This is a genomic window from Aromatoleum toluolicum (genome assembly GCF_012911005.2).
GTDB classification, from domain to species: Bacteria; Pseudomonadota; Gammaproteobacteria; order Burkholderiales; family Rhodocyclaceae; genus Aromatoleum; species Aromatoleum toluolicum.
The window spans coordinates 23,344-48,776 of the sequence record NZ_WTVS01000035.1 but is presented as its reverse complement, the minus strand read 5'-3'; the positions used below and the strand labels follow the sequence as shown (position 1 = coordinate 48,776).

The 25,433-nt window shown below is 62.6% G+C and carries 19 protein-coding genes, 1 tRNA gene and 1 riboswitch; of the genes, 14 read left to right on the top strand and 6 right to left on the bottom strand.

The genetic code is table 11. The features are described from left to right. Nucleotides 1-11 precede the first annotated feature (11 nt). On the bottom strand, nt 12-974 hold the full coding sequence (locus GPA27_RS16510) for a hypothetical protein (RefSeq protein WP_246261176.1): 963 nt from the start codon (nt 972-974) through the stop codon (nt 12-14). Between the two features lie 377 nt (nt 975-1,351). Beyond that, the gene (gene mutL, locus GPA27_RS16505; protein ID WP_169141655.1) at nt 1,352-3,247 is read right to left on the bottom strand and encodes a DNA mismatch repair endonuclease MutL; all 1,896 of its coding nucleotides are present in this window, start codon (nt 3,245-3,247) and stop codon (nt 1,352-1,354) included. Nucleotides 3,248-3,478: 231 nt separating this feature from the next. On the opposite strand from mutL, the gene purN reads away from it, so the two are divergent. Genes purN through GPA27_RS16480 form a run of 5 tightly spaced genes read left to right on the top strand, consistent with a single transcriptional unit; the run spans nt 3,479 to nt 8,538 of the window. Then, nucleotides 3,479-4,159, top strand: coding sequence for a phosphoribosylglycinamide formyltransferase (gene purN / locus GPA27_RS16500; RefSeq protein ID WP_169141654.1), 681 nt, complete (start codon nt 3,479-3,481; stop codon nt 4,157-4,159). Next, the gene (locus GPA27_RS16495; protein ID WP_169141653.1) at nt 4,138-5,349 is read left to right on the top strand and encodes a DUF3108 domain-containing protein; all 1,212 of its coding nucleotides are present in this window, start codon (nt 4,138-4,140) and stop codon (nt 5,347-5,349) included. Before purN ends, GPA27_RS16495 begins: the two co-directional genes overlap by 22 nt. Nucleotides 5,350-5,358: 9 nt before the next feature. Beyond that, nucleotides 5,359-6,642 carry an RsmB/NOP family class I SAM-dependent RNA methyltransferase gene (locus GPA27_RS16490; RefSeq protein WP_169141652.1) on the top strand — a complete coding sequence of 428 codons (1,284 nt, stop codon included), beginning with the start codon at nt 5,359-5,361 and terminating at the stop codon, nt 6,640-6,642. Then, complete coding sequence (locus GPA27_RS16485; RefSeq protein WP_211165048.1) at nt 6,629-7,219, top strand: phospholipase D family nuclease; 591 nt, start codon at nt 6,629-6,631, stop codon at nt 7,217-7,219. Before GPA27_RS16490 ends, GPA27_RS16485 begins: the two co-directional genes overlap by 14 nt. After that, complete coding sequence (locus GPA27_RS16480; protein ID WP_256223003.1) at nt 7,216-8,538, top strand: mechanosensitive ion channel family protein; 1,323 nt, start codon at nt 7,216-7,218, stop codon at nt 8,536-8,538. Before GPA27_RS16485 ends, GPA27_RS16480 begins: the two co-directional genes overlap by 4 nt. 13 nt (nt 8,539-8,551) lie before the next feature. Here GPA27_RS16480 and queD read toward each other — a convergent pair whose 3' ends face one another. Continuing rightward, nucleotides 8,552-9,007 carry a 6-carboxytetrahydropterin synthase QueD gene (gene queD / locus GPA27_RS16475; protein WP_169141651.1) on the bottom strand — a complete coding sequence of 152 codons (456 nt, stop codon included), beginning with the start codon at nt 9,005-9,007 and terminating at the stop codon, nt 8,552-8,554. A gap of 104 nt (nt 9,008-9,111) precedes the next feature. Here queD and GPA27_RS16470 point away from each other — a divergent pair, with 104 nt between their 5' ends. Continuing rightward, nucleotides 9,112-9,966 (top strand): radical SAM protein, encoded by an 855-nt coding sequence (locus GPA27_RS16470; protein WP_169141650.1) that lies wholly within the window; start codon nt 9,112-9,114, stop codon nt 9,964-9,966. Nucleotides 9,967-9,990: 24 nt separating this feature from the next. Here GPA27_RS16470 and GPA27_RS16465 read toward each other — a convergent pair whose 3' ends face one another. Continuing rightward, nucleotides 9,991-10,293 carry a helix-turn-helix domain-containing protein gene (locus GPA27_RS16465; protein WP_169126150.1) on the bottom strand — a complete coding sequence of 101 codons (303 nt, stop codon included), beginning with the start codon at nt 10,291-10,293 and terminating at the stop codon, nt 9,991-9,993. Nucleotides 10,294-10,553: 260 nt separating this feature from the next. Here GPA27_RS16465 and GPA27_RS16460 point away from each other — a divergent pair, with 260 nt between their 5' ends. The 8 genes from GPA27_RS16460 (at nt 10,554) to GPA27_RS16425 (ending at nt 23,641) form a co-directional block, all read left to right on the top strand. Then, nucleotides 10,554-11,780 carry an aspartate kinase gene (locus tag GPA27_RS16460; protein ID WP_169141649.1) on the top strand — a complete coding sequence of 409 codons (1,227 nt, stop codon included), beginning with the start codon at nt 10,554-10,556 and terminating at the stop codon, nt 11,778-11,780. Nucleotides 11,781-11,831: 51 nt separating this feature from the next. After that, nucleotides 11,832-11,925: transfer RNA gene (locus GPA27_RS16455), tRNA-Ser, on the top strand. A 99-nt stretch (nt 11,926-12,024) separates the two neighbouring features. After that, nucleotides 12,025-12,762, top strand: a complete 738-nt coding sequence (locus tag GPA27_RS16450) for a helix-turn-helix transcriptional regulator (protein WP_169141648.1) — start codon at nt 12,025-12,027, stop codon at nt 12,760-12,762. 499 nt (nt 12,763-13,261) lie between these two features. Then, a riboswitch (cyclic di-GMP riboswitch) is annotated at nt 13,262-13,346 on the top strand. Between the two features lie 40 nt (nt 13,347-13,386). Further along, nucleotides 13,387-13,959, top strand: a complete 573-nt coding sequence (locus tag GPA27_RS16445) for a hypothetical protein (protein ID WP_169141647.1) — start codon at nt 13,387-13,389, stop codon at nt 13,957-13,959. A gap of 247 nt (nt 13,960-14,206) precedes the next feature. Then, nucleotides 14,207-15,937: an exodeoxyribonuclease VII large subunit gene (gene xseA, locus GPA27_RS16440; RefSeq protein ID WP_169141646.1), complete on the top strand. Its 1,731-nt coding sequence runs from the start codon at nt 14,207-14,209 to the stop codon at nt 15,935-15,937. 10 nt (nt 15,938-15,947) lie between these two features. Next, nucleotides 15,948-16,229 carry an exodeoxyribonuclease VII small subunit gene (gene xseB / locus GPA27_RS16435; RefSeq protein WP_169141645.1) on the top strand — a complete coding sequence of 94 codons (282 nt, stop codon included), beginning with the start codon at nt 15,948-15,950 and terminating at the stop codon, nt 16,227-16,229. Nucleotides 16,230-16,907: 678 nt separating this feature from the next. Then, complete coding sequence (locus GPA27_RS16430) at nt 16,908-20,504, top strand: DEAD/DEAH box helicase (protein ID WP_169141644.1); 3,597 nt, start codon at nt 16,908-16,910, stop codon at nt 20,502-20,504. Beyond that, a complete protein-coding gene (locus tag GPA27_RS16425) occupies nt 20,501-23,641 on the top strand; it encodes a sacsin N-terminal ATP-binding-like domain-containing protein (protein ID WP_169141643.1) in 3,141 nt (1,046 codons plus the stop codon). The genes GPA27_RS16430 and GPA27_RS16425 overlap by 4 nt, the downstream gene beginning before the upstream one ends. Nucleotides 23,642-23,918: 277 nt before the next feature. On the opposite strand, the gene GPA27_RS16420 is transcribed toward GPA27_RS16425, so the two are convergent. Further along, entirely contained in the window at nt 23,919-24,980 is a 1,062-nt protein-coding gene (locus GPA27_RS16420) for an HNH endonuclease (RefSeq protein ID WP_256223002.1), read from the bottom strand. Nucleotide 24,981: 1 nt separating this feature from the next. Continuing rightward, a complete protein-coding gene (locus tag GPA27_RS16415) occupies nt 24,982-25,371 on the bottom strand; it encodes an HIT family protein (protein ID WP_169141641.1) in 390 nt (129 codons plus the stop codon). Nucleotides 25,372-25,433: the final 62 nt, after the last annotated feature.

Sequence of the window (25,433 nt, the reverse complement as noted above, 5' to 3'; positions counted from 1 at the left end):
GGCGCCGCGCGCTATCGCTCCTTCTGCTGCTCGTTCCTGCCGCGGTAGCCGCGTTCCTCTTCCTGCGGTGGCTGTTTGCGTCCCTGCTGCTCCGCGCGGCCTCCCCGGTCCTGAGGGGGGCGCTCGTTCATGCGCGGACCACCCGTCTGGCGATCACGCATCTCCCTTTCCCGCATCCGCTCTTCGCGCCCGGGGTCCATCCGGCGCGGTTCCATCTGTCGGGGCTCCCGTTGCCGGGGCTCCATCTGCATTGGCTCGGCCCGCCGCTGAACCGGGCTGCCCTGCCGGGATTCCGCGTCGGGCGCCGAACGCCGCCGATCCTGCTCCATCGTGCGAGGGGGGCGCTCGCGGCGCACGGTTTCGCGGTCGTCGCGATCGGGCCCGCGCGTTCTCGGGGGCGTCTGCTGGGGCAGGAGCTCGCGCGCTGCCGCGTCGCGCGGCCGATAGCGGTAATGCTGGCCGCTCAGGTCCCGCTGTTCGCGGATGTCGCGCGGATAACGGTCGCCCGAGTACCGTTTCTGATAGATCGGGAGCGGCGCCGGCGGCGGTGCGGCGCGGCGGTCCCAGCGGTCCCAGCCCCGCCGGTGTTCGGCCCAGTCGTCGCCCCAGTGCTCGTGCCAGCGCGGCGGAGCCTCGCGGCGCCAGCTGCGGAAATAGATCGGCGGATCGCGGTAGTAGCGCACCGGAATCCGCAGGATGAACACGGGCACGGCCATTGGCGCGACAAGCGTCCACGGACCGTTGTACCAGGAGCTGACGTACCAGTCTTCATCGTAGAACACCCAGTACAGGCCGTCGTAAAAGAAGAAATTCCCGGCCACCCGCGGCGCGTAATACACCGGATAGCCGGGCACCCGTGCGAGTTGTGGATATACGGGCAGGTTGATGCCGATGAATACCTGGACCGAGGCCGTCCCCGGAGTGACTCCGGCCAACAGCAGCCACAACACCATCAATAGCGTGCGCATGGTCATTTCTCCCTCGGAGCCGCCTCGCGCGAGATGCTGTCGATGTGCTTGCTGTCCTCGCGTGGATCAACCCCGGAAACGCGCGCTTCGTCCGGGCTTCGCAAAATGGGATGAAAGCGTGAATGACAAATTTCCCGCATTATGCGGGCGGAATGAGGCAGACAGGGCGACACGCGAGCGCCAAGTGGGCGCTCCTTTACATTTATAGGCCGTCTGCCGTCTGCATGCCATCGATTTCTGTCGCCAACTCCTGCGAAATTGCAACCAAATGCTGGTATGGGCAGGTACGGCGAACGGCGGATGCCGACCGGCGATGCACGGTGGGAAATGTCGTTCGTATAGTCGGAGCGGCTGGGGGGAGGATGCCGGACAGCTCGACGCCGCTACTGGCCACGCATGAAGAAGCGGTCCAGGTCGCCCATCGTGAGCTGGGTCCAGGTCGGGCGGCCGTGGTTGCACTGGTCGGCGCGCTCGGTCGCCTCCATGTCGCGCAGCAGCGCGTTCATCTCGGGAATGGTCAGGCTGCGGTGCGCGCGCACGGCGCCGTGGCAGGCCATCGTCGCGAGCAGTTCGTTCCGGCGTGCGGTGACGACTTCCGAGGCGGGGTATTCGCGCAACTCTTCGAGAAGCTTCCGCAGCAGCTCCGCCACCGGCGCGTTCGCGAGCAGCACCGGCACCGCGCGCACGGCGAGTTCCTGCGGACCGGCGGGCGCGATCTCGAAACCCATGCCGGCGAGCACGTCGGCACAATCCTCGGCTGCGGCCATGTCCTTCGCGCTCACCGAGAATACCGCCGGGATCAGCAGGCGCTGCACGGACGGGGTGCCGTCGAGGACGGTCTTAAGCTTCTCATACAGGATGCGCTCGTGCGCCGCGTGCATGTCGACGAGCACGAGCCCCTTCGCGTTCTGCGCAAGGATGTAGATGCCGTGGAGCTGGCCGAGCGCGTAGCCGAGCGGGGCGGAGTCGTCGGCGTGCTGCGGCAGCGACGTTGCGATCGCGCCGATCGGACGGCCCGCGGCCGGGGCGAAGGCGGTCGGGCGGAAATCCTGTGGCGCCGCGCTGGCCGTTGGCGTTGGGGCTGGAGCGAGATTGGCGGCCCCTGCGGGCTCGCGCGCGGTGCCGACGAAATCGAAGTAGCTGCGGCTCGCGGAATCCATCGCCAGCCGCCCCTGCACTGGCGGCGCGTTGCCGTAGCCGCCGAAGGGGCGCGGGCGTTCGTCCGGTGCGCGCGCTGCGGGCGCGTACGCGGCGCTGGCGGTCGTCACCGCCGCCGCTTCGTCGCGCGATGCAAGGCCCGCACCGGATTCCGCGAGCGTGCGCGTCAGCGCATGGAACACGAACTGGTGGATCGCGCGCGCCTCGCGGAAGCGTACCTCGATCTTGGCCGGATGGACGTTCACGTCGACGCCCGCCGGGTCGAGTTCGAGGAACAGCACGTAGGCCGGATGGCGGTTGCCGTGCAGGATGTCCGTATAGGCTTGGCGCACCGCGTGGGTGAGCAGCTTGTCGCGCACGAAGCGGCCGTTGACGAAGAAATACTGTGCGTCCCGGCTCGCGCGCGAATACGCGGGCAGTGACGCGAACCCCGACAGGCGCAGCGGCCCCGCATCGGCATCCAGTGCGCGCGCCTGCGCGAGGAAATCGTCGCCCATCAGCGCGCCGACACGCCGTGCGTGGTCCGCGGCGGGCAGGCGATGCACGACTCGGCCGTTGTGCGCGAGCTGCAGGCCGATGTCGGGGCGCGCCAGCGCGACGCGGCGGAACATCTCGTCGCAGTGCGCGTATTCGGTCGATTCCGACTTCAGGAACTTGCGCCGCGCCGGGGTGTTGTAATACAGGTCCGCGACATCGACGACCGTGCCCGCGCCCAGCGCCGCGGGCGCCACGCTGCGGTCGGCGCCGTCGATGCGCCAAGCGTGCGCGCTGCCGTCGGCGCGGCTCGTCAGCGTCGTGCGCGCGACTGCCGCGATCGCCGCCAGCGCCTCGCCGCGAAAGCCCATCGTGCCGACGCGCTCGAGATCGTCGAGGTTCGCGATCTTGCTCGTCGCATGGCGTTCGAGCGCGAGCGCCAGCTCGTCCTTGGCGATGCCGCAGCCGTCGTCGGCGACGCGGATGCGCCGCACGCCGCCCTGTTCGAGCTGCACGTCGATCGCGCGCGAGCCCGCGTCGACCGCGTTCTCCAGCACCTCCTTGAGCACCGAGGCCGGCCGTTCGACGACCTCGCCGGCGGCGATCTGGTTGATCAGGAGGTCGGACAGCAGGTGGATCGAGGGCATGGGAGGCGGGGGAAAGGCGGCGCAACATGTAATTATACGGAGTCCGCCCCGGCCCGGTCGCCCCGCCGCGCCGGCCGGGTTTCGGGGCCGGAGCGCCGTTCCGGTATCATTGGCGAAAATCCATCCTCCGTGCGCCGGTGCCGGAGTGTCTGCGGAACATCGCGCGCCGGTCCCTGTCCGACTCCCCCGACGCGCGCGTGCGCGTCCGAACCGAAAACCAAGAACACCTTCATGAAGTCCATCGTCATCCTCATTTCCGGCCGCGGCAGCAACATGGAAGCCATCGTGAACGCGGGCATCCCGGGCGCGCGCATCGCCGCGGTGATCAGCAACCGCGCCGACGCCAAGGGGCTCCAGTTCGCTGCCGCGCACGGCATCGCGACCGCCGTCGTCGACCACAAGGCCTTCACGTCGCGCGAAGCCTTCGACGTCGCGCTCGCCGAGAGCATCGACGCGCACGGCGCCGACCTCGTCGTGCTCGCCGGCTTCATGCGCGTGCTCACCGACGCCTTCGTGCGCCGTTACGACGGGCGCCTGATGAATATCCATCCCTCGCTGCTGCCGTCTTTCCCCGGACTGCACACGCACCAGCGGGCGATCGACGCGGGCGTGCGGGCGCATGGGGCGACGGTGCATTTCGTGACCCCGGAGCTCGATTGCGGACCGGTCGTGATCCAGGCAGTCGTGCCGGTGTTGCCCGATGACGACGAGGGCCGCCTGTCGGCGCGCGTCCTCCGCCAGGAGCATCGCATCTACCCGCAGGCGGTGCGCTGGTTCGTCGAGGACCGGCTGACGATCACCGCGCAGGGCCAAGTGCGTGTGCGCGACGAAGCGATCGATGCGGCCGGGTGGACGATTCCGTCGCTGGATCGGAATCCCGGGGATGGAGCGTGCGACAGCCGACAATCCTGATCCTCGCGACGGGCGCTTCGGTGCTCGCACATGCGCTCGTGCTGAGTCTGCCGGGCTGGCCTGCGCACGTCGGCGAGGTGCCGCAGGAGCCGCCGCTCCTGCACGCGACGCTCGTGATTCCCGAGCCCAAGCCGGTCGTCGACCTCGCGCCGGTCGTGACGCCCCCGCCGTCGCCCGTCGTGCCCGAAAAGCCCAAACCGCGACCCAAGCCGAAGCCCAAACCCGCGCCCGCGGCCGAAGCGCCGCCTGTGGTGCCGCTGACGGCGCCGGCCGGAGAGGGCGGCGAGGGCGGGGAGGTCGCCCTCGCGGCGCCTGCGGATGTCGCGACGCAGCCTGCGGCGGAGGCGCCGCCGGCCGTCGATGCGGCGCCCGTCGCCGACGCAGCCGCGGAGCTGGTCGCAGCCGCCGACCTCAAGGGGTTCAACATCACCGGTTGGCCCGAGCGTGGCAGCATCCGCTTCCGTGTGCATCTGGGCGAGGGCGGTTTCGCCGTCGGCGAGGCGCAGCATGAGTGGTCGCACGACGGCAAACGCTATCGCATGTCGGTCGCCGTGCGCACGACCGGCGTCGTCGGCATGTTCCGTTCCTTCCACTACGCCCAGAGCAGCGAGGGCAGCGTCGGACGCGAAGGCCTGAAGCCCGAGCGCTTCAGCGTCGAGCAATCGCGCAAGACGCCGGCGAACGCGGTGTTCGACTGGAATGCGCGCAAGGTGACGATGAAACGCGGCGCCAAGGAGCGCGTCGCCGACGTGCGCCCGGGCGATCAGGATCTCCTCAGCCTGTGGCACCAGATCGGTATCGTCGGCGCGGTCAGCGGATCGACCGAGCTGAACGTTATCACCGGACGCGAGGCCACGCCGTCGAGTGTCGAGGTCGTCGGACCCGAAAAGCTGCCCCTGCCGATCGGGCTGCTGGATACCGTGCGCGTGCGTGCCGAGGCGCGCAACGGCAGCCTGACGATCGACATCTGGCTCGCGCGCAACTACGGCATGCTGCCGGTGCGCATCCGCGTCATCGACGACAAGGGCGAGGTGCTCGACCAGCAGGCCGTCGAGCTGCGCCTGTCGCCCCCCGGGTCGGCCGGCGACGAAGCTGCCGTGGCGGGGGCCGGCGGCGAGCGGGCGGAAGAGGACATGATCGAATTGCGGGCGGAGGACAATGCCTTCGCCCATCCATCCATCGAAAACTGAAGAACAACTATGGCAAGACATGAAGAGGCCGCCTCGCGCGGCCTGCTGATCCACGCCGCCCAGGTCCTCGGCGCGGTGCTCACCTTCGAACACCCGGCCGACGTCGTCCTGTCGCGGCACTTCCGCGAGAACCGCGAGATCGGCCATCGCGACCGCGGCTTCATCGCCGAGGCCGTGTACGGCATCGTGCGGCGCCTGCGCTGGCTGCGCCGCCTCGTCGGCGAGGATGCGCGTCCGCGCGCGCTGCTGCTGGCGTGGCTCGCGCGCGGCGAAGGTTGGCCGATGCGCAACTTCGAAGGTCTCGCGTCGGCCACCGAGCGCGACTGGATCGGCGGGATCAAGGCCAAGGAGCTTGATGAAGGTTCGCTCGGCGAACGCGCCGACATGCCCGACTGGCTCGCCGAGCGTCTGCTGGTGACGCACGACGAAGCCACGCTGCTCGAACTCGCGCACAGCCTCAACCGTCCTGCACCGCTCGATCTGCGCGTGAACGTGCTGAAGACGGACCGCGACAAGGTGCTCGAGGCATTCAAGGTCAACGGCATCGACGCCGCCCCCTGCCCGTATTCGCCGCAGGGCATCCGCCTCGCCGGCAAGCCCGCGCTGCAGAAGCACCCGCTGTTCCTCGACGGTTCCTTCGAAGTGCAGGACGAGGGTAGCCAGCTGCTCGGCTTCCTCGTGCAACCCAAGCGTGGCGAGCTGGTCGTCGATTTCTGCGCCGGCGCCGGCGGCAAGACGCTGCAACTCGGCGCGCTGATGCGCTCGACCGGCCGCCTGTATGCGTTCGACGTGTCGGAGAAGCGCCTCGCCAAGCTCAAGCCGCGCTGCGCGCGCGCCGGCCTGTCGAACGTGCATCCGGTACTGATCGCGCACGAGCGCGACGCCAAGGTGAAGCGCCTCGCCGGCAAGGCCGACCGCGTGCTGGTCGATGCACCGTGCAGCGGCCTCGGCACGCTGCGCCGCAACCCGGACCTCAAGTGGCGCCAGACGCCCGAGTCGGTCGCCGAGATGGTTGCCAAGCAGGGGGCGATCCTCGACTCGGCCGCACGTCTCGTCAGGCCGGGCGGCCGTCTCGTGTATGCGACCTGCAGCCTGCTCGCCGAGGAGAACGACGGTATCGTCGATGCCTTTCTCGCCGCGCATCCCGAGTTCCGCGAGGTCAGCGCCACCGACGTGCTCGGCAAGCAGGGCATCGCGCTCGACACCGGCGAGCGCCTGCGCCTGACGCCGCGCGTGCATGACACCGACGGCTTCTTCGCGGCCGTGCTGGAGCGCGTGGATGCGGTGGTGTGATGCACGGGGGCGGCTGCTGGCAGGCGTCGCCCTCGCGTTCGTTGCAATGGCGACGCAATTCGCCGCGGCCAGCCAGCGGCTGCCCGCGCGCGGCTCGGTCGAGGTCGCGTTTTCCCCCGCCGACCGCCCCGAGGCGCTGCTCATCGACGTCATCGACGACGCGCGCAAGACGCTGCACGTGCAGGCCTACGCCTTCACGAGCAAGCCGATCGCGCACGCGCTGATCGACGCGCACCAGCGTGGCGTGCGCGTCGAGGTGCTTGCCGACGCGAAGATGAACAAGCGCGGCAAGGGTAACGTGCTGCCCGAGTTGCTCGCGGCCGGCATCCCGGTGTCGCTCGAGACGCGCTTTGCCGCTGCCCACAACAAGGTCATGATCGCCGACGCCGAAGGGCCCGCCTGCGCGCTGGTCACCGGTTCCTTCAACTTCACCAAGTCGGCCGTCAAGCGCAACGCCGAAAACCTTCTGGTACTGCGCGACAACTGCACGCTCACGCAGATCTACCTCGACAACTGGCGCCGCCACCGCGCGGACGCAACCCGTATCACCCGTCTGCCCTGGAAACCCGGAACGTGAATGAAGAGATTCGTTTCGCCGCCATGCTCATGGATACCTGGAGCGACCTGCAGAGTCCGTCCGTCCTGTGGCAACTCGGCGCCCTGGTCGGCTGCCTCCTGCTCGCGTGGCTGATCGAACGTGCAATGCTCGAGCGCGTCGCCCGCCGGAGCGACGCCGAAACCGCCGCCCAGCGCTTCGGCCGCAGCGGCCTGCGCCGCGTGCTGTTCCCGCTGTCGGCACTCATCTTCGTGTTCGCCGCGCGTGCGGTGCTGGGCAAGTACCAGAGCGTGCACCTGCTCAATCTGGCGGTGCCCCTGCTGACCTCGTTCGCCGCAATCCGCTTCGTCGTGTTCACGGTGCGGCAGGGCATAGGCCGCTCGAGCTGGCTGGGCAGCTTCGAGCGCGTCTTCGCATCGCTCGCGTGGGCGGTGGTCGCGCTGCATATCCTCGGCTGGCTGCCGGAAGTGATCGATGCGCTCGAGAGCGTGTCCTTCAAGATCGGCAGCCAGAAGCTCTCGCTATGGACCCTGCTGCAGGGCGTGGGCATGGTGATGTTCACGCTGCTCATCGCGCTGTGGGCGGCGGGCGCGCTGGAGCGCCGGCTGAGCGGCGCCGCGGGCCTCGACGACAGCATGCGCCTCGTGCTGATGCGGGTCGCGAAGGCGCTCCTGATCGTCGTCGCAGTGTTGATCGCGCTGCCCATGGTCGGTATCGACCTCACCACGCTGTCGGTGTTCGGCGGGGCGCTGGGTGTGGGCCTGGGCTTCGGCCTGCAGAAGATCGCCGCGAACTATGTCTCGGGCTTCATCATCCTGCTCGACCATTCGCTGCGCATCGGCAACCTGATCTCGGTCGGCGCCGAGCGTGGCGTCGTCACGCAGATCAACACCCGCTACACGGTGCTGCGCGCGGCGAGCGGCATCGAATCGCTGGTCCCCAACGAGACCCTGATCGGCTCGGTCGTGCAGAACGAAACCTACAGCGACACGCGCATCGTCGTGCCGATCAACATCCAGGTGAGCTATGCCACGGATCTGGAGCGCGCGATGCAGATCCTCGTCGAGGCGGCGAAGACGCATGAACGCGTGATCGCCGAGCCGGAGCCCAAGGCCTTCGTCGTTGCCTTCGGCGAGAGTGGCGTCGACCTGCGCCTCGCGGTATGGATCGCCGATCCGCAGGAAGGCACGCTCGGCGTGATCTCCCACATCAACCTGGAAGTGTGGAAGCGCTTCCGTGCCGAGGGTATCGAGATCCCCTATCCGCAGCGCGAAGTGCGCGTGGTGCGCGGCGAAGCCGCGCTGGCGCAGGCGGTCGCCGCGGCCGCGGCCGAGGACTGATCCTGCCGCCGTGTCAGAGGCCGGCGTCGTCGCGTACGGCGTCGGCCCAGCAGTTCGGCGTCTCGTACAGGCGTACGCGCTCGAGGCGCAGGTGGTTGCCGTAGCTGTCGTGGTAGCGCGGGTCGAGGATGCGGAAGGCCTCGCGCGCGAGGTTTTCCGCGGTCGGCACGCAGTCGAGCACGACCGTCTTGTGGCCCGGCATGGAGGCGAGGAACTGCATGACCTGCGCATCGCCGCGGAACACCAGGAAGGCGTGGTCCCAGACATCCACCACATGCGCCTTGGCGATCGTCTTCACCTCGCCGAAGTCCATCACCATGCCATTGACCGGTTGGCCGGCGGCTTCGATGATACCCCCGGTGAGGGTGATCTCGATCGCGTAACGGTGGCCGTGCAGGTGGCGGCACTGGCTGGCGTGGTCCGGAATCCGGTGTCCTGCGTCGAATTCCAGGCGGCGGGTGATGCGCATGATTGACCTCGGGAGTGCAGGGCGCGGATTATAGCACCCGACCCTGATCGCCCATTCCGGGCGCCCCTTGCTCACTTCGACCGCGATGCGCGGCACCTTCATCGATGGCATCCAGCGACCGGCAACTCACGATCCGCAACCACGACCGCGATCTCGCGGGGCTCACCTACGTCTATCCGGTGCTGTCGCGCCGCGCCGGAGGCGTGTCCGTCGGCATCAACCTGAATCCCAACAACGCCTGCAACTGGCATTGCGCCTACTGCCAGGTGCCGGACCTCGTGCGCGGCAGCGCGCCCCGCATCGACCTCGCGCTACTCGAGGCCGAGCTCGGGGGCTTCCTCGATGCGCTCGTGCATGGCGACTACCTCGAGCGGCACGTCCCTGAAGGCCTGCGCCAGGTCCGCGACATCGCCTTCTCCGGCAACGGCGAGCCGACCAGCGCCGCCGAATTCGCGGATGCGGTGGAGATCGCGGTGCGCCTGCGGGCGCGCTTCGGATTCGGCTCCGAGGTGCCGCTGCGCCTCATCACCAACGGCAGCCTGATGGGGCAGGCGACCGTGCGCGAGGGCGTGCGTCGGCTGGGCGAAGCGGGCGGGGAAGTATGGTTCAAGGTCGATGCGGGTACGCGGGCCGGCATGCGCCGCATCAACGGCGTCGGCCCGGACCCCGACGCGGTCGCGCGCCGCCTGCAGGCGAGCGCCGAGCGCTGCACCACCTGGGTGCAGACCTGCATGTTCCGCTGGGACGGGCAGGCGCCGTCCGATGCGGACATCGCCGCCTATCTGGCCGTGCTGGAAAAGGCCGGCGTCGAACGCCTTGCCGGGGTGCTGCTCTACGGTATCGCGCGACCCTCGCTGCAGCCCGAGGCCCCGCGCCTGTCGCCGCTCACCGAGGCCGAGCTCGAGGCGATCGCCGAGCGCATAAGAAAAACGGGGCTGACGGTTCGCGTCAGCCCCTGATGACCATGTGTTACTCCGACCGGGTTAGCGCGACGTCCGCTCCTTGCGCTTGGCACGGGCTTCCTTCTTCAGCGTCTTGAACAGATCCGGGTTCGAAGCCTTCAGGAACTCGGCCACTTCGACGTCTTCCTTCTTGACCTTGTTGATGTCGATCTGTTCGATGTGAACGAGGCGGAGCAGTGCCTGCACGGGACGCGGAATGTTGCGGCCGCTCTCGTAACGCGACCCCCCACTTTGGGTAACGCCGATCTTCGACCAGAACTGCGACTGGTTCAGACCGAGCTTGCGGCGGATCTCGCGAACATCAATGGTTTCAGTGCTTTTCATCTCTTTGGCCTCTGTTGTGAAGTCGGTTGTGCTATGAAGATCAGCTGCGCCCTAGGGCGATCATACGACTTAAGTCATATGGTAACCAAAGTATAGATTACTATTCCGGACAAATACAACGGGAAAATCAAAAGTCCTAGGGTTAACCGCAATCCATAAGTGCCCAGATTGGGCTTGACGGCACCAACGACACGGAACTGCAAAGTCCCCCGGCTTTCGCTAAAATCACGTGTTTTATGCACCGCTATTTGGATACGACGATGGCACTGATAGTTCAGAAGTACGGCGGCACCTCCGTTGGCAATCCGGAACGCATCAAGAACGTCGCCCGAAAGGTCGCCAAGTTCCAGGCGGCCGGCAATCAGGTCGTGGTGGTGGTGTCCGCGATGAGCGGCGAAACCAACCGCCTGATCGCGCTCGCCAAGGAGGTCGCAGGTGCGCCCGATCCGCGCGAGCTGGACGTGGTCGTGTCGACCGGCGAGCAGGTCACCATCGGCCTGCTGTGCATGGCGCTGCAGGACATCGGCGTCAAGGCGAAGAGCTACACCGGCGGCCAGGTGCGCATCCTCACCGACAGCGCGCATACGAAGGCGCGCATCCTGAATATCGACGAGGCGCCGATCAAGAAGGACCTCGACGAGGGCAACGTCGTCGTCGTCGCCGGTTTCCAGGGTGTGGACGAGCACGGTGCCATCACCACGCTGGGACGTGGCGGCTCCGACACCACCGGCGTCGCGCTCGCGGCCGCGCTGAAGGCGGACGAGTGCCAGATCTACACCGACGTGGACGGCGTCTACACCACCGACCCGCGCGTCGTGCCGGAAGCGCGCAAGCTCGACACGATCACCTTCGAGGAGATGCTCGAGCTCGCCAGTCTCGGCTCCAAGGTGCTGCAGATCCGCTCGGTCGAATTCGCCGGCAAGTACAAGGTCAAGTTGCGCGTCCTGTCCAGCTTCCAGGAGGAAGGCGAGGGCACGCTCATCACAGTTGAGGAAGAACAGAACATGGAACAGCCCGTCATCTCCGGTATCGCCTTCAACCGCGACGAAGCCAAGCTCACGGTGCTCGGCGTCCCCGACAAGCCGGGTATCGCCTACCAGATCCTCGGGCCGGTCGCCGATGCCAACATCGAAGTCGACATGATCATCCAGAACGTGAGCAAGGACGGCACGACCGACTTCTCGTTCACCGTCGCTCGCGGCGAGCTCGACAAGGCCGTGAAGGTGCTCGAAGCCGTCAAGGAGCATATCGGCGCCCGCACGATCGTCACCGACCGGACCATGGCCAAGGTCTCCATCGTCGGCGTCGGCATGCGCTCGCACGCCGGCGTCGCCTCGCAGATGTTCCGCACGCTGGCCGAAGAGGGCATCAACATCCAGATGATCTCGACGTCGGAAATCAAGATCTCGGTCGCGATCGAGGAGAAGTACCTCGAGCTCGCCGTGCGCGTGCTGCACAAGGCATTCGGCCTCGATGTGGCTGCATAATTAAGTTTGACCGATGGGCCCTGGGTCGCTATGATGTCGGGCTCAAAGGTTGGAGAGTTGGCCGAGAGGTCGAAGGCACTCCCCTGCTAAGGGAGCATACGGGCTAAAACTCGTATCGAGGGTTCGAATCCCTCACTCTCCGCCAGCCTTATAAATCAGTGGGTTAGCGAAATGTTGGCGACGACATTCTATCCCATCTGACCCCTGAAAAACCCACCTCGACCCACTCTTTGGTGGGTTTTTGGTGGGTTTTTTCTTTGCCCTGGTGGGCGGCGCCGTGAATACCGACCAAGTTCTCCAGCACCTGCAGGCGCAGTATCCGGGGCAGTTCGTCCTCTACGCTCCCGACCTGGCGAAGATTCTTGGCAAGTCGGAGAAGGCGCTCGCGCACCTCATTACCCGCGGTCAGCTTCCCTTTCATGTGAAGTCCCTGGGGGGGCGCAAATGCGTCGATATCTACCAGGTCGCCCAGTGGCTTGCAGCCGACGCAGGGGCCGAGGACACTCCCGAACCGAACAAGCCGGGCTCTACCCCTCGTAAGCCCCGTCCGAAAAGTGCGAGCGGTGCAGGGCAGCCAGGGAAGAAGGCGGGAAAGTCGACCATCGGTGCGCGACTGATGGAGATGCGCTACTCGGCAGCCATGGCCGTCAGTCGCTGGGCAGGCGCTGGTCCGGGCGATGACGAAGTTCGCTTCTGCCACGAGCTTGCTGATGCCCTGTTGAATTTGCCTGGCCGCACGGCTGCGACCCTGTCCGCCAACTGCACGCGGTGGCGACCGCACGGGCATCTGTCGATGCGCGAGGAGTTGAAGACCTCGCTTGACGGTGCAGATGGGGTGCGCCAGTTCATTCAGCTCTGCAAAGAGGAGGCAAGGGGCTGCACCGCAGCCACCTTGGCCGTCCGGCGAGGGCGCAATCTGATGTACCGAGCCCATTACCTGCCAGACACAGGGTGGACGGTACTGGTCGATGAGGTGAAGTAGCTTCGCCGTGACGGGCGGAAGCGTGCCGTTATCGTGACATGTGGTCGAGACGCTACGCTCAGTACATTGTAGTGGCGTGTAGAGACATTTCCGAATGTGGCGGCCAAGGGCGGTCGACCCGCCGCGGGTGCGCCGTGCTTGCGGCCTCCTGTTCCAGCCTTGCATCGACCCGCCGTGCCCACGTGGTACCGCCAATGGCGGTGCCAATCCCCACGAAGATTGCAGTACCCAGGGCTGCGGCCCGCGGGCGCTTCGGCCTCGTGGTCGGCCGTCCTTCGTTGCGCACTTGGCCCGCGCTCATCGGGGGAAGTCTGCCGCCGTAGGCATCCAGAGCTACGGTCGCGCGCTCATCGGCATTGAGGTTCCCCTCGAAGAGTTCTTTGTCCGGGTAAGCGGCGCAGATGCCGCGGATGAAGAGGGCGCCGCACGACATTCCCCCTTTTGGTGCTGCGCTATGCTGCTAGGGTTGAACGGTTCAACTGGACTTGGTAGATTCCTCATGTCTCAAGGGCAAACCGCGCGGAAGTGCGGGACGCAAAGCCATCGGGCCTTACCCCATTTGGGCAGGCAGCCGGGTTGCACGGATGGGGCTCATCCTTCCTGCACCCTTTTTTCGGAGGAAGTATGAGCAAACAGAAACGTCGTCAGTCGCGCACCGGCATCAAGTCCTACGCAAGTCCCACTCCTCCCGTATCGGTCGACAACGACTTCGACGAGGAAGAACTCGACGAAGGAGCGTTTCGTGTGCTCGGGCGCGTAACTCGGGCCGTCACCTACTCGGTCCTCTCGAACGATTACGCAGACATGACCATGCGCGAACTCTATGCGCTGACGTCGCTTGCTCATGCGGAGTATGTCGATTGTTCGTATTGTGACCCAGAGGGAAACCCCGTCGAGATGTTCGATACGGCGGATATCTTCATCATGATGCCCGGCGTCTCGCAGGGGTTCTTTCAGTATTCAGAAATCCTTTCGACCCTTGAGAGCCTCGAGCAGCGTGGGCTTGTGGAACTTGAGCGCCATGACGTGGCACCGCGAATGGAGCGGATGCTGGGACGCGACTATTCTGTGAGAGCCTCGCTCACCACCGAAGGTCTGAGACTCGTTCATTCGATGTGCGGCAACCTTAACAAGGCGGCCTCAATGTTCGACGAAGACGTCGTTCGCCAAGGACTGGACCAATATCACCCTCTCTGATTTTCCTGGAAGCAAGGACCTGCCGGCACACGGACGGAGAGGCGCTTACCTAGTGAGGCATTGATTACGGCCTCGCGAGCGCCCTCCGGGGAACGGGGGGAGTTCCGGGGGCTTCACTGCACCGTCCGCACCCGGTCTATAAAGCTCGTTACCTCTGGTCCTTGCTGCCGGCTGCGCCTCGATGGCCGTTTGGAAGGCATGCAGAGGTCGACAGGCAGGCGAACCCGACTCCTGCATAATTCGACCTATGGCTAATACATACCTCGACGTCCCTTTCAAGGCAAAGGACGAAGCCAAGGCTCTTGGCGCTCGTTGGGACCCCGACGCTCGCAAGTGGTATGTGCCGGACGGGAGGGACCTCGCCCCCTTTGATGCCTGGCTCTCAGCCGGGAAGATGGCAGCGGCCGCCGTTTCTGCAAACACAAAGGACATCGTTCCAGTCACGCAAATGGCCCTGCAGGATGTCGTAGTGGCCAGGAAGGGAGTCCCCCTCTCTCAGCTCTTGGGTGGTGTTGCTCAGGCGGTTGCTCACGTGTTCAAGTCGGGCGTCTGGACCATTGTTGAAGTGGTTGAAGCCAGAACGAAGAACGGTCACATCTACTTGGAGCTTTCCGAACGGACGCTCGACGGAGTTGTGCTGGCGACTGCTCGAGGGAGCATCTGGGCGAATACGGCCAGCAAAATTCTGCCTGAGTTCGAGCGGACTACGGGCGCGAGCATCGCCCCGGGCATGAAACTTCTCGTCCGGGCGAAGCCGGCCTTCAAGACCTTGTATGGATTCAGTCTTGAGATTGATGCGATTGACCCCGAGTACACATTGGGGGACCTTGAGGCGCGAAAGCGAGAAATTCGCACCAGGCTGACGCAGGAAGGAATCTACGGCTCCAACAAGAAGCTGCCCTTCCCGTGGGATTTCAATGTGGTGCTAGTGATAGCTCCGCAGGGGGCAGCCGGGCTGGGGGACTTCCAGGCAGAGGCCATGCGGCTCGAACGATTCGGCATCTGCCATTTCGTCTATGCCCACAGCCGCTTTCAAGGGGAGGGTGCCGCCCACGAGATTCGTCTGTCCTTGGGGGAGGCACTGGGACGGTGGAGCGAAGCCGACGGGCAGCCGGATGCGGTCGTTATCATCCGCGGCGGCGGTGCGGTCACGGACCTCGCCTGGCTGAACGATTACGAGTTGGCCAAGACGCTTTGCACGCTGAACATTCCTGTACTCACCGGAATCGGCCATGAGCGTGACAGCACGGTCCTGGATGAAGTGGCGAACACCCGGTTTGATACGCCGAGCAAGGTCATTGCCGGCATCGAACAGACCATCCGCAAGCGAGTTGATGAGGCCCAGACTGACCTTGAGTTCCTCGTCGGCCACGTTCGGCACCACCTTCACGTGACCAAGGGGCAGCTTGAGAAGAGTGTTTCGGGCATCCAGGCCGGTGCGCTGCGGCAGGTGGCCACAGCGAAGGAAACCACGTCATCGCTCATCAACGAGCTGCGCCTCGATGCCACGAATACGGTTCACGATGCCAAACGGGGAACGCACGCACTATTGACCGAAGTTCGTCACGACGCGCATCAACTCCTGTCGGAGGCCCGGCGTGAGGTGCCCACCCTGTTTGCTGAAATCAGGGCGGAGGCTGGCAACGTCGTCGGGACGGCGCGTACGGTGACGACCGCGAGAATGGAGTCCGTTCGCGACCGGGCTGTGGTCGACATCCGCCGCAGTCGTGAGTCGATTCAGCTCGGGCTACGGGAGGTGACGACGTTTGCGAGGCGGGTCACTGCCGATGCACGGACCGCGTCCGTCGCGCTGTTTCGTGAGGTGGCCGGGCAGGGGCCTGAGAAGACACTCGCCCGAGGTTTTGTTATTGCCCGGGACCGGCAAGGAAAGCCAGTTACTTCGGTTTCGGGGGCGCCGTCAGGGACGGACCTGGAAATCGAGTTCAGGGATGGTCGCGTGGCGACCCGTGTGAAATGAGGATGTAGGAATGGCTGAAACAACCTTCAAGCAGGCCTATGGGGTGCTGCAGAACCACGCGGAGAGCCTCCGCAACCAGCAGGAGCCGAACATCGATGACCTGCTGACCATCGTGACTGAGTCGGTCCAAGCCTACAACGTCTGCAAGGCGCGCATTGACGCTGTCGAGAAAGCGCTTGAGCAAGCCCTAAATGGAGCGGGGGTTGGAAGCCGCAGCGTTGAAGATGAGCCGCCGCCGTTGGCTTCGTCTTCGAAGACGCAGCCTTTTGATGACATGGACGTTCCCTTCTAGCATCTCTGAACTGAAGGACTCCTTGGTTCCGCGGGGGCGGCTGGCATACGGGGCCTGTTCTTCGGCGCATGAGATGTGGCCAATAATGCGTACGGCGTCGAAGAGTTAAACGCTCGCGGATAGATTGCCCGCGGCCACCCGCTCGCCTGGAGCCGTCATGAGCCTGAACTTGAAGATTCCCTTCGCAGAGAAAGACCACGCCTGGAAGCTCGGAGCATCGCTGGGATGCAAGCCGCAGTCCGTCAGGCGACGATTATTACGCGTCGGCAGGGTAGGATGATATGCAGTTAGGAAGACAAGGGGCTGTCTTTGCCGCCAGCTTCGCCTTCAAGACATTCAAGCGTATTGACCCTTCTGGAGGGAGTTGAAACATGTCGGGAGTTCTATCGCCGTAGACAGGGCGGTCGAGTAAAGTCATGTCTGCTCGGAGACCCCGTTCCCTGCGCGGAATTCGTTGGTGTGCCGGTGGCTCGGGGCTATGGAAGGCATCTGCAGTTAGCATAGGCGGTAGCCAGCCTAAACGGCATACGACATCATGTTAAAGTGGTTTTTTTTGGGAACGTTGCCGAGCTATTCTCAAAGTATCGGGGCGGCGCTGACTCGACGTTGAGAGCTTGGGAGGCCTCGCTTTTCGCGGAGCTTGGCAAAAGTTGTCCAATACTGCTTCCGGGGAAAAGGATGAACGAGCTTCTGCATGCATCAGGAGGGGAGATTTCACGCTGGCTGGAGGGAAAACTTCCAGCGCTCGGGCGGAACTGGTGGGCTGAAAACGTCGTCAATCGATTGACGTTTCAACAGCAGAGGCTCGTTGAGGAAAAGCGCATTCAGACACTCTCGGGTTTTGACCTGGCTGCGGTCTTAAGGGTGCTAGACCAGAACTGGAGCGAGCTCGCTGGTGCGGAGCCTCTTCCCCGGGAGGCCCGGAACTGGGTCAAGGAACTTCAGAGCGTTCGAAACAGATGGGCTCATGCTCCCGCAGGCGGTTTGAACCCCGGCGACGCCTTTCGAGACGCCGACACCCTCGACCGACTATTGAGGGTGGTCGGCGCAGATGAAATCCTTCTTGGCCGTGTCGATGCCTATAAAAATGCATTGCTGACACGGATGGCGCAGCCATCAGCGGAAGGGCCGACTGAGCCAGTGGGCCCTTCAACAGCTCCGCCTACGGCATCGGCCCGTCCAATTCAGCCGGCATCCGAGCCTGCTCCTGTCCCGCCTGCATGGAAGTTTGCTGTTGGTCAGCTCCTTTGCTTACGCTCAAATCCGAGCACAGTCTTCGCCGTGCTCGAGGTGCTGACGGGGGGCGGTGCAGAGACACGGTACCGCGTCTTCGAAAACGGTGCGCGACAGGTCTACTACGAAAGCCAACTTCAGGCGCTCGACGAACCGGTGAACGGTCGCAAGCATCTGACCGCTACCGAACTCTCGGCAATGCTGAGTGCCGTGCAGCTATCGTCGCCTTCAGCTTCCGCTCTCTACTCTCTAAACTCTGGCCGAGTTCGATTTGTTCCCTACCAGTACCGACCTGTCTTCAAGCTCATCCGTGCTGACCGCCCCCGATTGCTAATTGCCGACGAGGTTGGCGTGGGGAAGACCATTGAGGCGGGCCTAATCATCAAGGAATTGCAGGCGCGTAGCGACATCAAGTCGGTACTCATCATCTGCCCCAAGGCGCTCGTCGCGGAGCGAAAGTGGGAGCTCGAGATGAAGCGCTTCGACGAGCACTTCGTGCCGCTCAATGGTTCGTTGCTTCGCCACTGTGTAAAGGAAACGCACCTCAGTGGCGAGTGGCCCGTTCAATACGAGAAGGTCATCGTTCCGACGTCACTCTTCGACAATGACCTGCTGTTCGGCAAGCCCGGGAAGGGCAAGGCTCGCGACCTAGGTCTCCTGGAATTGGACCCGCCCCCGAAGTTCGACTTAGTCATCGTCGATGAGGCGCATCACATCCGCAACGCAGAGACGTTTCTGCATCAGGCTGTACGTTATTTCGCCGATAACGCTGACGCTGTGGTCTTCCTCTCGGCTACACCAGTTCAGCTCGGGCGGGAGGACCTCTACACGCTGCTCAATGTCCTCCGCCCGGACGTCATCATTGACCCAGCCAGCTTCTCGCAGATGGCGGAGCCCAACCAGTTCGTCAACGCCGGCATCCAAGCATGCCGGCGCAGTGGAGCGGGATGGGCAGAAGAAGTCAGAGAACACCTCCGCGATGTAGCCGGTACGACGTGGGGCCGAGAGGTACTAGCCGCAAACCCCGGTTTCCAGCACATCTACGACGGGCTTGCGGAAGGGGCAGACGACGGTGCGGCCCGAATCAAGACCATCCAGGCACTTGAAGACATCTACACGTTTAGCTCGCTCATCAACCGGACTCGTCGACGTGACATCGGCGAGTTCACGACACGCAAGGCCGAGACTGTCCCCACGGACTTCACACCCAGTCAAAAGGCCCTCCACGACGACCTCCTAGGGGTCATCGCCCGAATCCTGGCTCGGCTGCATGGCAACCAGAACGTCAAATTCATGATGACGACGGTCAGCCGTCAGGCTGCGAGCAGCTTGTACGGCCTCGCTCCGACACTTGAGGACATCCTGCAGGGCAAACTTGCCCGACTTGAGGCCGAAGACGATGGCGACGACGTCGATGAGCGTTCGTTCGAGTTTGTCGACCAGATTCGAGGTGACATCCAGTCTTTGCTGGACCGCGCCAAGCGTTTGGACGCGACGGACCCGAAAGCCCAAGCTTTCATGAAGGTGGTTCAGGAAAAGCTGGCAATGCCACGCAACAAGCTCTTGGTCTTCAGCACCTTCAGGCACACGCTGCACTACCTAGTTGGGAAGCTAACCGCTGCCCACATTCGCTTTGGCCTGGTGCACGGCGGCGTTTCCGACGAAGAGCGTGCAGCACTTCGTCGTCGCTTCTCTCTGTCCAAGGACGACCCCGAGGCTCTCGATGTGTTGTTGTCCTCTGAGGTCGGTTGCGAGGGGTTAGACTTTCAGTTCTGTGATTGCCTCATTAATTTCGACCTGCCCTGGAATCCAATGCGTATCGAGCAACGCATTGGCCGTATCGACCGCTATGGCCAACAGAGTGAGGCTATCGCCATCGTCAACTTGATTACGCCGGGGACCATTGACGCGGAAATCTACAACCGTTGCCTTTCGCGCATTGGGGTCTTCCAGCACGCGATTGGTGGAAACGAGGAAATTCTGGGCGACATCACTCGAGAGCTGCATAGCATCGCCGAAAGCTTCAGCCTCAGCGAAGAGGAACGAGCAGAGCGGCTGCAGCAACTTTCGGATAACAAAATTCGGCAAATCAGGGAGGAGCAACGCCTCGAAGAGCATCAAGGGGAACTCTTTGGCCTGAACTTGGCTGCAGCGAGTTGGGAGCAGCGACTGGCCAGGTCACGAAGCCACTGGCTCGAACCGCAAGCCCTCGCACTTGCGGTTTCGGCTTACCTGAGGCGGCGTTTGGACAAGGAACACGACTACGTATTGGGGGAGAAGCCGCTAAAGTCCCTACGATTAAGTCAAGAGGCCCGGGCTACGTTGCTTGAGGACTTCCGCAAGCTGCCTCGCTCAAGTGACCCCATGTACCGGGCGTGGGAGAAATGGCTAAAGGGCACTGCGCCGACGCTATCGGTTACGTTCGAACAAGAGTGTGCAGTGGAGAACGCCGGCGCTGTGTTGCTGTCGCTTGGGCATCCACTGCTCCGCCAAGCAGCGGTGTGTCTGCAAGAAGGTGAAACCGTCACGGTGAGCCTTAGCGCGGTGCATGCGACGCTTCCAGTGGGGACGCACGCCTTTGCGCTGTATCGCTGGGCCAAGCAGGGGGCCAAGCGCGATGAAGAGCTAGTCCCCGTGACTGACGATGTCGCTGTGGCTGACTCGCTCCTTGAACTTCTGCAAGCAGCCACCGACGCTCCACTACTCGAGCTGCCTTCCCAGCAGGTCTGGGACCAATTGGACGCCATTCATCATCGGCGATGGCGCGCCGAGTCAACTCAGCATGCTGAGGATAACCGGCAACTAGTAGGTGTGCGAATGCAAAGCCTCACAGCGAGCTTTGCGGCTCGCAGAGCCCTCGTCGAGTCGCAGATTGGGCGTGCGACCAACGACAAAATTCGCGTGATGAAGCAGGCGGAGCTCGAACGAGCAAAGGTTGATTTCGATGCTAGGATGGCTGCGCTGCGTCGCTCCGCCGAGAGCGGAGACATCCGTGCAGCTCCGGCTGTGTTCGGTATCCTAGAAGTACGGAGGCCGGCATGAGCGTCATCCACATAATCGCCGCGCAACGCCAGAAACTGCTCGACGGCCTTGATGCTAACGAGGGCGACATTAACTTACGCATCTTCGAGGACTTCTACCCCGACGAAGCGCACTTCATCTATGAATTGCTTCAGAACGCCGAGGATGCGGGTGCGACTGAAGTTGCTTTTGAATTGTTTCCGCACTCATGTGCCTTCGAGCACAACGGAACGCGTCATTTTGATGAGCGGGACATCCGAGGCATTACGGGCATCTTCAACAGCAGCAAGGCGCATGACCCCGACAAGATTGGAAAGTTCGGAGTGGGCTTCAAATCCGTATTCGTCTACACGGACACGCCAATTGTTTACTCGCAGGATTTTAGCTTCAAGATTCTGAAACTTGTTTTGCCGCAGGAAGTGCCGCAGAAGCCTGAGCTTGGCGGAAATACAAGATTTGAGTTCCCGTTTAACAACCCTAAGAAGAACGCCAAGGATGCCTACGCTGAAGTCAAGGCTGGGCTCGAACAGCTGTCGGAAACGACGCTACTTTTCCTCAACAACCTCCGGTATATCCGCTGGACGGTAGGAGGCCAAAAGGGCGAGGTCCTCCGTGAACAGCACTCCGAGTCTCACGTAGAAGTGCTAAGGTTATTGGATAGTAAGGAGGTTTTTAGCTCCCACTGGTTGCGCTTTAGCGCCCCTGTAGAGCATTTGCACCGGTTCACGGCGCCAGTTGAAGACGTGGAAAGGCAGCGTGTTGCGGTGGCCTATGAGCTTTCCTTCATTGGTGACACCAAGTCCTTCGACGCTAAGAGACCCCTGGCTAAGCAGTTTAAAATTTCGCCAGCTGTCAGGGGCAAAGTGGCCGTGTTCTTTCCCGCCGACAAAGAGACATCCGGTCTGCGCTTTCACTTGCACGCCCCGTTCGTTCCGGAACTGAGTCGTGCAAGCATAAAGAACTCACCAGAAAACGTACCTCTTTTTGAGCAACTGGCGGCAGTTGCCGCGAAGTCACTTCATGAAATAAAGCTGCTCGGCTTGTTAACTGGCGAGTTTCTCGCGGTACTCCCAAATAACTCTGATGTGCTGCCCGAGCGATACAAAATCATCCGTAGTGAAGTTATTGCTGAGATGAAGACTCGCGCACTGGTTCCGACCAATCTCGGAGGCCACGCAGCGGGTCATAGCCTCATCCAAGCGCGTGCTGCAATGAAGGCGCTTCTGAGTGACGAGGACCTCGCCTTTGTTACTGGACGGATGGACTCGCCAACGTGGGCAATCGGCGCTACGCAGAAAAACAGTCTGCAGGACCGCTTTCTCGACAGTCTTGAGCTTCCCTACTGGGATGCGGACAGCCTCCGCGACTTTTTTGAGGCCCGTGCTAGAAAGGATTCCCGGGGGTTTTTTGATATCGATATCGACCCTAAGGTCATCGAGTGGCTCTCGAGCAAGCCATTGGAGTGGCACCAAGCGCTGTATGCAACGCTGGGCAAGTTCTGTGAGGACGAGAGTGATTATGGTGAACTTGACGAAACGTGCATCGTTCGCATGGCCAACGGAACCTATAGGGTGCCGCGTGGAGCGTACTTCCAAACGGGACCACTGAGCCTCCAAGACCCTCTCCCACGCGTAGACGAGGAGGTCTTGACCTGTGGAACACGAAAGACTCAGCAGGCGGAGGCCAGAAAGTTTTTGATGAACATCGGGGTCAAAGTCCCCGGTGAATGGGAGGAAATCGGACTCTTATTGCGTACTCGATACGGGTCTCCGGGGGGGGCGCCGAGCGAAAAAATCTATCTCGAAGACCTGAAGCGTTTGATAGAGTTTATCGAGAAAAACCCTCAAGCGCGTACTTTGATAGGCGCAGCTTGCTTCTTTCGAATTGACAGCCCGGAGTTTGGTTGGGGAAAGGCCAGTGACGTCTACCTCGATTCTCCCTATCTGCCCACGGGACTGGCTCATTTTTATGCGTCAGCAAAAAAACAATCAGAGTGTCGGTGGCCGCTTGACCCTTGGTACCTGAGCTGCGGGATACCTGCGGAAAAAATTGCTCGCTTCGCAGCTTTGTGCGGTTGTGAGAGTGAATTTAAGGGTCTCTTCGTTCAATGCCAATGTAACGGCAACCCCAAAAAGTCTTACCTGTACCAAGCGCCTGGCCAGCGCGCCGGTAACTACATTGACAGGGATTACGCCATCACGGCACAAGCCCTGCGAATGCTCCAGTCCAAGCAAATTGCTGCTTCGCTCCTGGTGTGGTCAGCCATGCGCCGCGCTGGAGCGTCAGTGTTGCGTGCTCGGTTTCAATGGAATGACCGTGGTGGCTCACATTTCGCTGACTCCCAGTTGATTTGTACGCTCAAAGACCTTGAATGGGTGCCTTTATCGGACGGCAGCTTTGTAAGACCGCGAGAGGCAACGCAACGACTACTGCATAAGGGCTTTGCGGTGGACACGGGGGATACGTGGCTGGAGAGGGTGGAGTTCGGAGCAGAAGAGCGGAGGCGGGCTACCGAGACCACCGCCCGTGCTAAACAACGCGCAGAGTTTGGATTCTCAACGGAGGAGGCGCTTCAGCGTGCTCTGGCATTTGCACGGCTACCGGAGGCAGAGCAGGAACGGTTCTTGGCAAATGCTCATAAGCCCGAGGAGGACGAATTCGAGCTGCCCGAGCGAAGCGTACGGAATGCTGAACAAAGAGCAGAACGTGTTTCTGAACAGGCGAAGCAGACTCCCGACAAAACGTCTGTGGTCATACAGAGGTCAGTGCAATTGGGCACTGAAGCCGCTAAGACGGAGGCCAAAATTTACCTAGCTGACCAGTACACCAATACCAATGGCCAGATGATTTGTCAGGTTTGCAAGGGGGCGCTTCCCTTCAAGCTTCCAAATGGGAGTTATTATTTCGAAGCCGTCGAGCTTATCCCAAATTTGCCTAAGAGATTTCGCGAGACGTACCTATCTCTCTGCCCTAATCACGCAGCTGCATACCAATATGCAAATGCCCAACGTGATTCACTGCAAGAACTTGTCTTGACGGCAAACGATAGCGAGATTGAGATTGTCCTCGGAGGGGTCGAGGCGACTATTTATTTTACTCAGATGCATCTCGCGGACGCGAAGGCCTGCCTAGAGGCAGAGGAGGAGGACGTTCTGTAATTCGTTTTTGTATTTGCGCGTCAAGAATTCTCGGTGTGCCAGTTTTGCCCCTGTCGAGTTGTATGAGCCGATGCTCGTCAGCGCCAAACCTGGAGTTCAATTGCGCCGACAGCTGTGTGGCCTCCTCGCGACTGAACAAGACAACCCGGCTACGGATTAGCCGCGCAGCAGAAGGCAAGCCGGTTGTGGGAGTCTACCTATCGGCATCAACGCGCAACAACCGCTCCTGCCCGACCTGAAACCGTCGGAAGCGCTATGCCCCCTCGTCGCCTGGAACTCAGGCAAAGCACGTGGTGTACGTGTCGTCGATGGGCGTGTAGGCGTTGGTCGTAACCCACGCTTTGCCTCCACCACTCAACGCACTCGTGTAGGCCCAGGCTCCTACTTGCCGGGTCACCAACGTGTCCGTTTGAAATCCCGCCGCCGAACCAATCTCGGCGAGTGCGTCGGCCTTGTCGTGAAGTCTTGCCAACCAGCGCTCAAGATGGGGGAGGGCTGCCAGGGTGTCGGACTTGCTCCGGTTACATGACGGATGCGCCAAGACGAAGTTGTGTGCCAAGTCTCGGGGGTATAGCGAGAATGGGATGTAATGGTCCACGTCCGCGGTCGTGACCATATTCCCGCAGTAGAAGCACCGAGCTTCATCGAGCTTGCGCAGGCCGGCGGCCATCACTTGCAATGACTGCCTGGAGGACGAAAACAGGAAGTCCTCCAAGTCGTCCGTAGCGCCGAGGATGTTCAGATTTCGACTGTTTTGCTTGATGTGGTCAATCCAGTGTGAACGGGCCAACTGCTGCACGAGCGGGTAAAAACGGCGCAGGCAGTACGCTACGCTTGGCTTCAAGCGAATCTTCCCCGCTCCGGTACGTTCGTACAGGAACTCGTCCGTGCCCCCTCCGAAGTTCTGCAGGTAGTTGAGCGGTTGTGCAGAGACCGTGTTGGTGACAGCGCTCACGAGTTCTCGGAAGCCTGGCAGTCTGGCCGCGGCTTGAGGCGAAGCCACGGCAGTGTTCGCCCGAAAGGTACTGACTGCGGAGACCACCGCCGCTTGAGCGCCGTTGTTCTGTACCAGCACGCCAGGAGCGCTGGTCGCGTGTCCCGAGCTGTATGGCAGACAGTGTTGCCAGTAGAGGCCGATGAAGTGCTCTCCAATCTGCCGATTTGTCAGAACCAGTTCGCTTCCGTCATCGGCACCGAGTTCGACGGACAGGTCCGCCAAGGTGATGAGCAGGGCAAACTTGTACGTCGCAGTGAAGTCTCCCTCCGCGAAGAGGCGCTGCAGCTTCGTCAGAAACAGCAGCTGAGCCTCTGGCGATGGCGGGGGCAGAACGCTTGGCACGCTACCGCTCCGACCAGTAATCAGCCTTCGCAGGTATGACCCAGCGAACGCCTCCCCGAGGGTCATCCGCGTCGCCCAAGTACCGCGGAATCAAGTGGAGGTGGAGGTGCGGGACAGTCTGGCCCGCCGCCGCGCCGTCATTGATGCCGATGTTGTAGCCGTTCGGATGATGCTCCGCATCGATGGAGGCCTTTGCCTGGTCCAGGAGTTCCAGAAGCGCCGCTCGCTCGGCGGTGTTAGCGTCGAAGAACGAGCCGATGTGTCGTTTCGGGATGATGAGGCTATGCCCAGGTGAGATGGGGAAGCCGTCGTAAATCCAGAGTCCGTACTCGTTCTGAGCGACGACACGTAACGCTGGGAGCGTGCAAAAGGGGCAGGGGCGCGATTCCATACCAAAATCATAGCGACTTCGACCAGATGTGGGTATCTGAGGCATGATGCTTGGCTGGAGCG

Coding starts and splice junctions, on each gene's coding strand:
- GPA27_RS16445 (WP_169141647.1), top strand. CDS start 13,387: ATGAGCAAACAGAAACGTCGTCAGTCGCGCACCGGCATCAAGTCCTAC.
- mutL (WP_169141655.1), bottom strand. CDS start 3,247: ATGCCCTCGATCCACCTGCTGTCCGACCTCCTGATCAACCAGATCGCC.
- GPA27_RS16425 (WP_169141643.1), top strand. CDS start 20,501: ATGAGCGTCATCCACATAATCGCCGCGCAACGCCAGAAACTGCTCGAC.
- GPA27_RS16465 (WP_169126150.1), bottom strand. CDS start 10,293: ATGAAAAGCACTGAAACCATTGATGTTCGCGAGATCCGCCGCAAGCTC.
- GPA27_RS16415 (WP_169141641.1), bottom strand. CDS start 25,371: ATGGAATCGCGCCCCTGCCCCTTTTGCACGCTCCCAGCGTTACGTGTC.
- GPA27_RS16430 (WP_169141644.1), top strand. CDS start 16,908: ATGAACGAGCTTCTGCATGCATCAGGAGGGGAGATTTCACGCTGGCTG.
- GPA27_RS16460 (WP_169141649.1), top strand. CDS start 10,554: ATGGCACTGATAGTTCAGAAGTACGGCGGCACCTCCGTTGGCAATCCG.
- queD (WP_169141651.1), bottom strand. CDS start 9,007: ATGCGCATCACCCGCCGCCTGGAATTCGACGCAGGACACCGGATTCCG.
- GPA27_RS16470 (WP_169141650.1), top strand. CDS start 9,112: ATGGCATCCAGCGACCGGCAACTCACGATCCGCAACCACGACCGCGAT.
- purN (WP_169141654.1), top strand. CDS start 3,479: ATGAAGTCCATCGTCATCCTCATTTCCGGCCGCGGCAGCAACATGGAA.
- GPA27_RS16485 (WP_211165048.1), top strand. CDS start 6,629: ATGCGGTGGTGTGATGCACGGGGGCGGCTGCTGGCAGGCGTCGCCCTC.
- GPA27_RS16490 (WP_169141652.1), top strand. CDS start 5,359: ATGGCAAGACATGAAGAGGCCGCCTCGCGCGGCCTGCTGATCCACGCC.
- xseB (WP_169141645.1), top strand. CDS start 15,948: ATGGCTGAAACAACCTTCAAGCAGGCCTATGGGGTGCTGCAGAACCAC.
- GPA27_RS16510 (WP_246261176.1), bottom strand. CDS start 974: ATGACCATGCGCACGCTATTGATGGTGTTGTGGCTGCTGTTGGCCGGA.
- xseA (WP_169141646.1), top strand. CDS start 14,207: ATGGCTAATACATACCTCGACGTCCCTTTCAAGGCAAAGGACGAAGCC.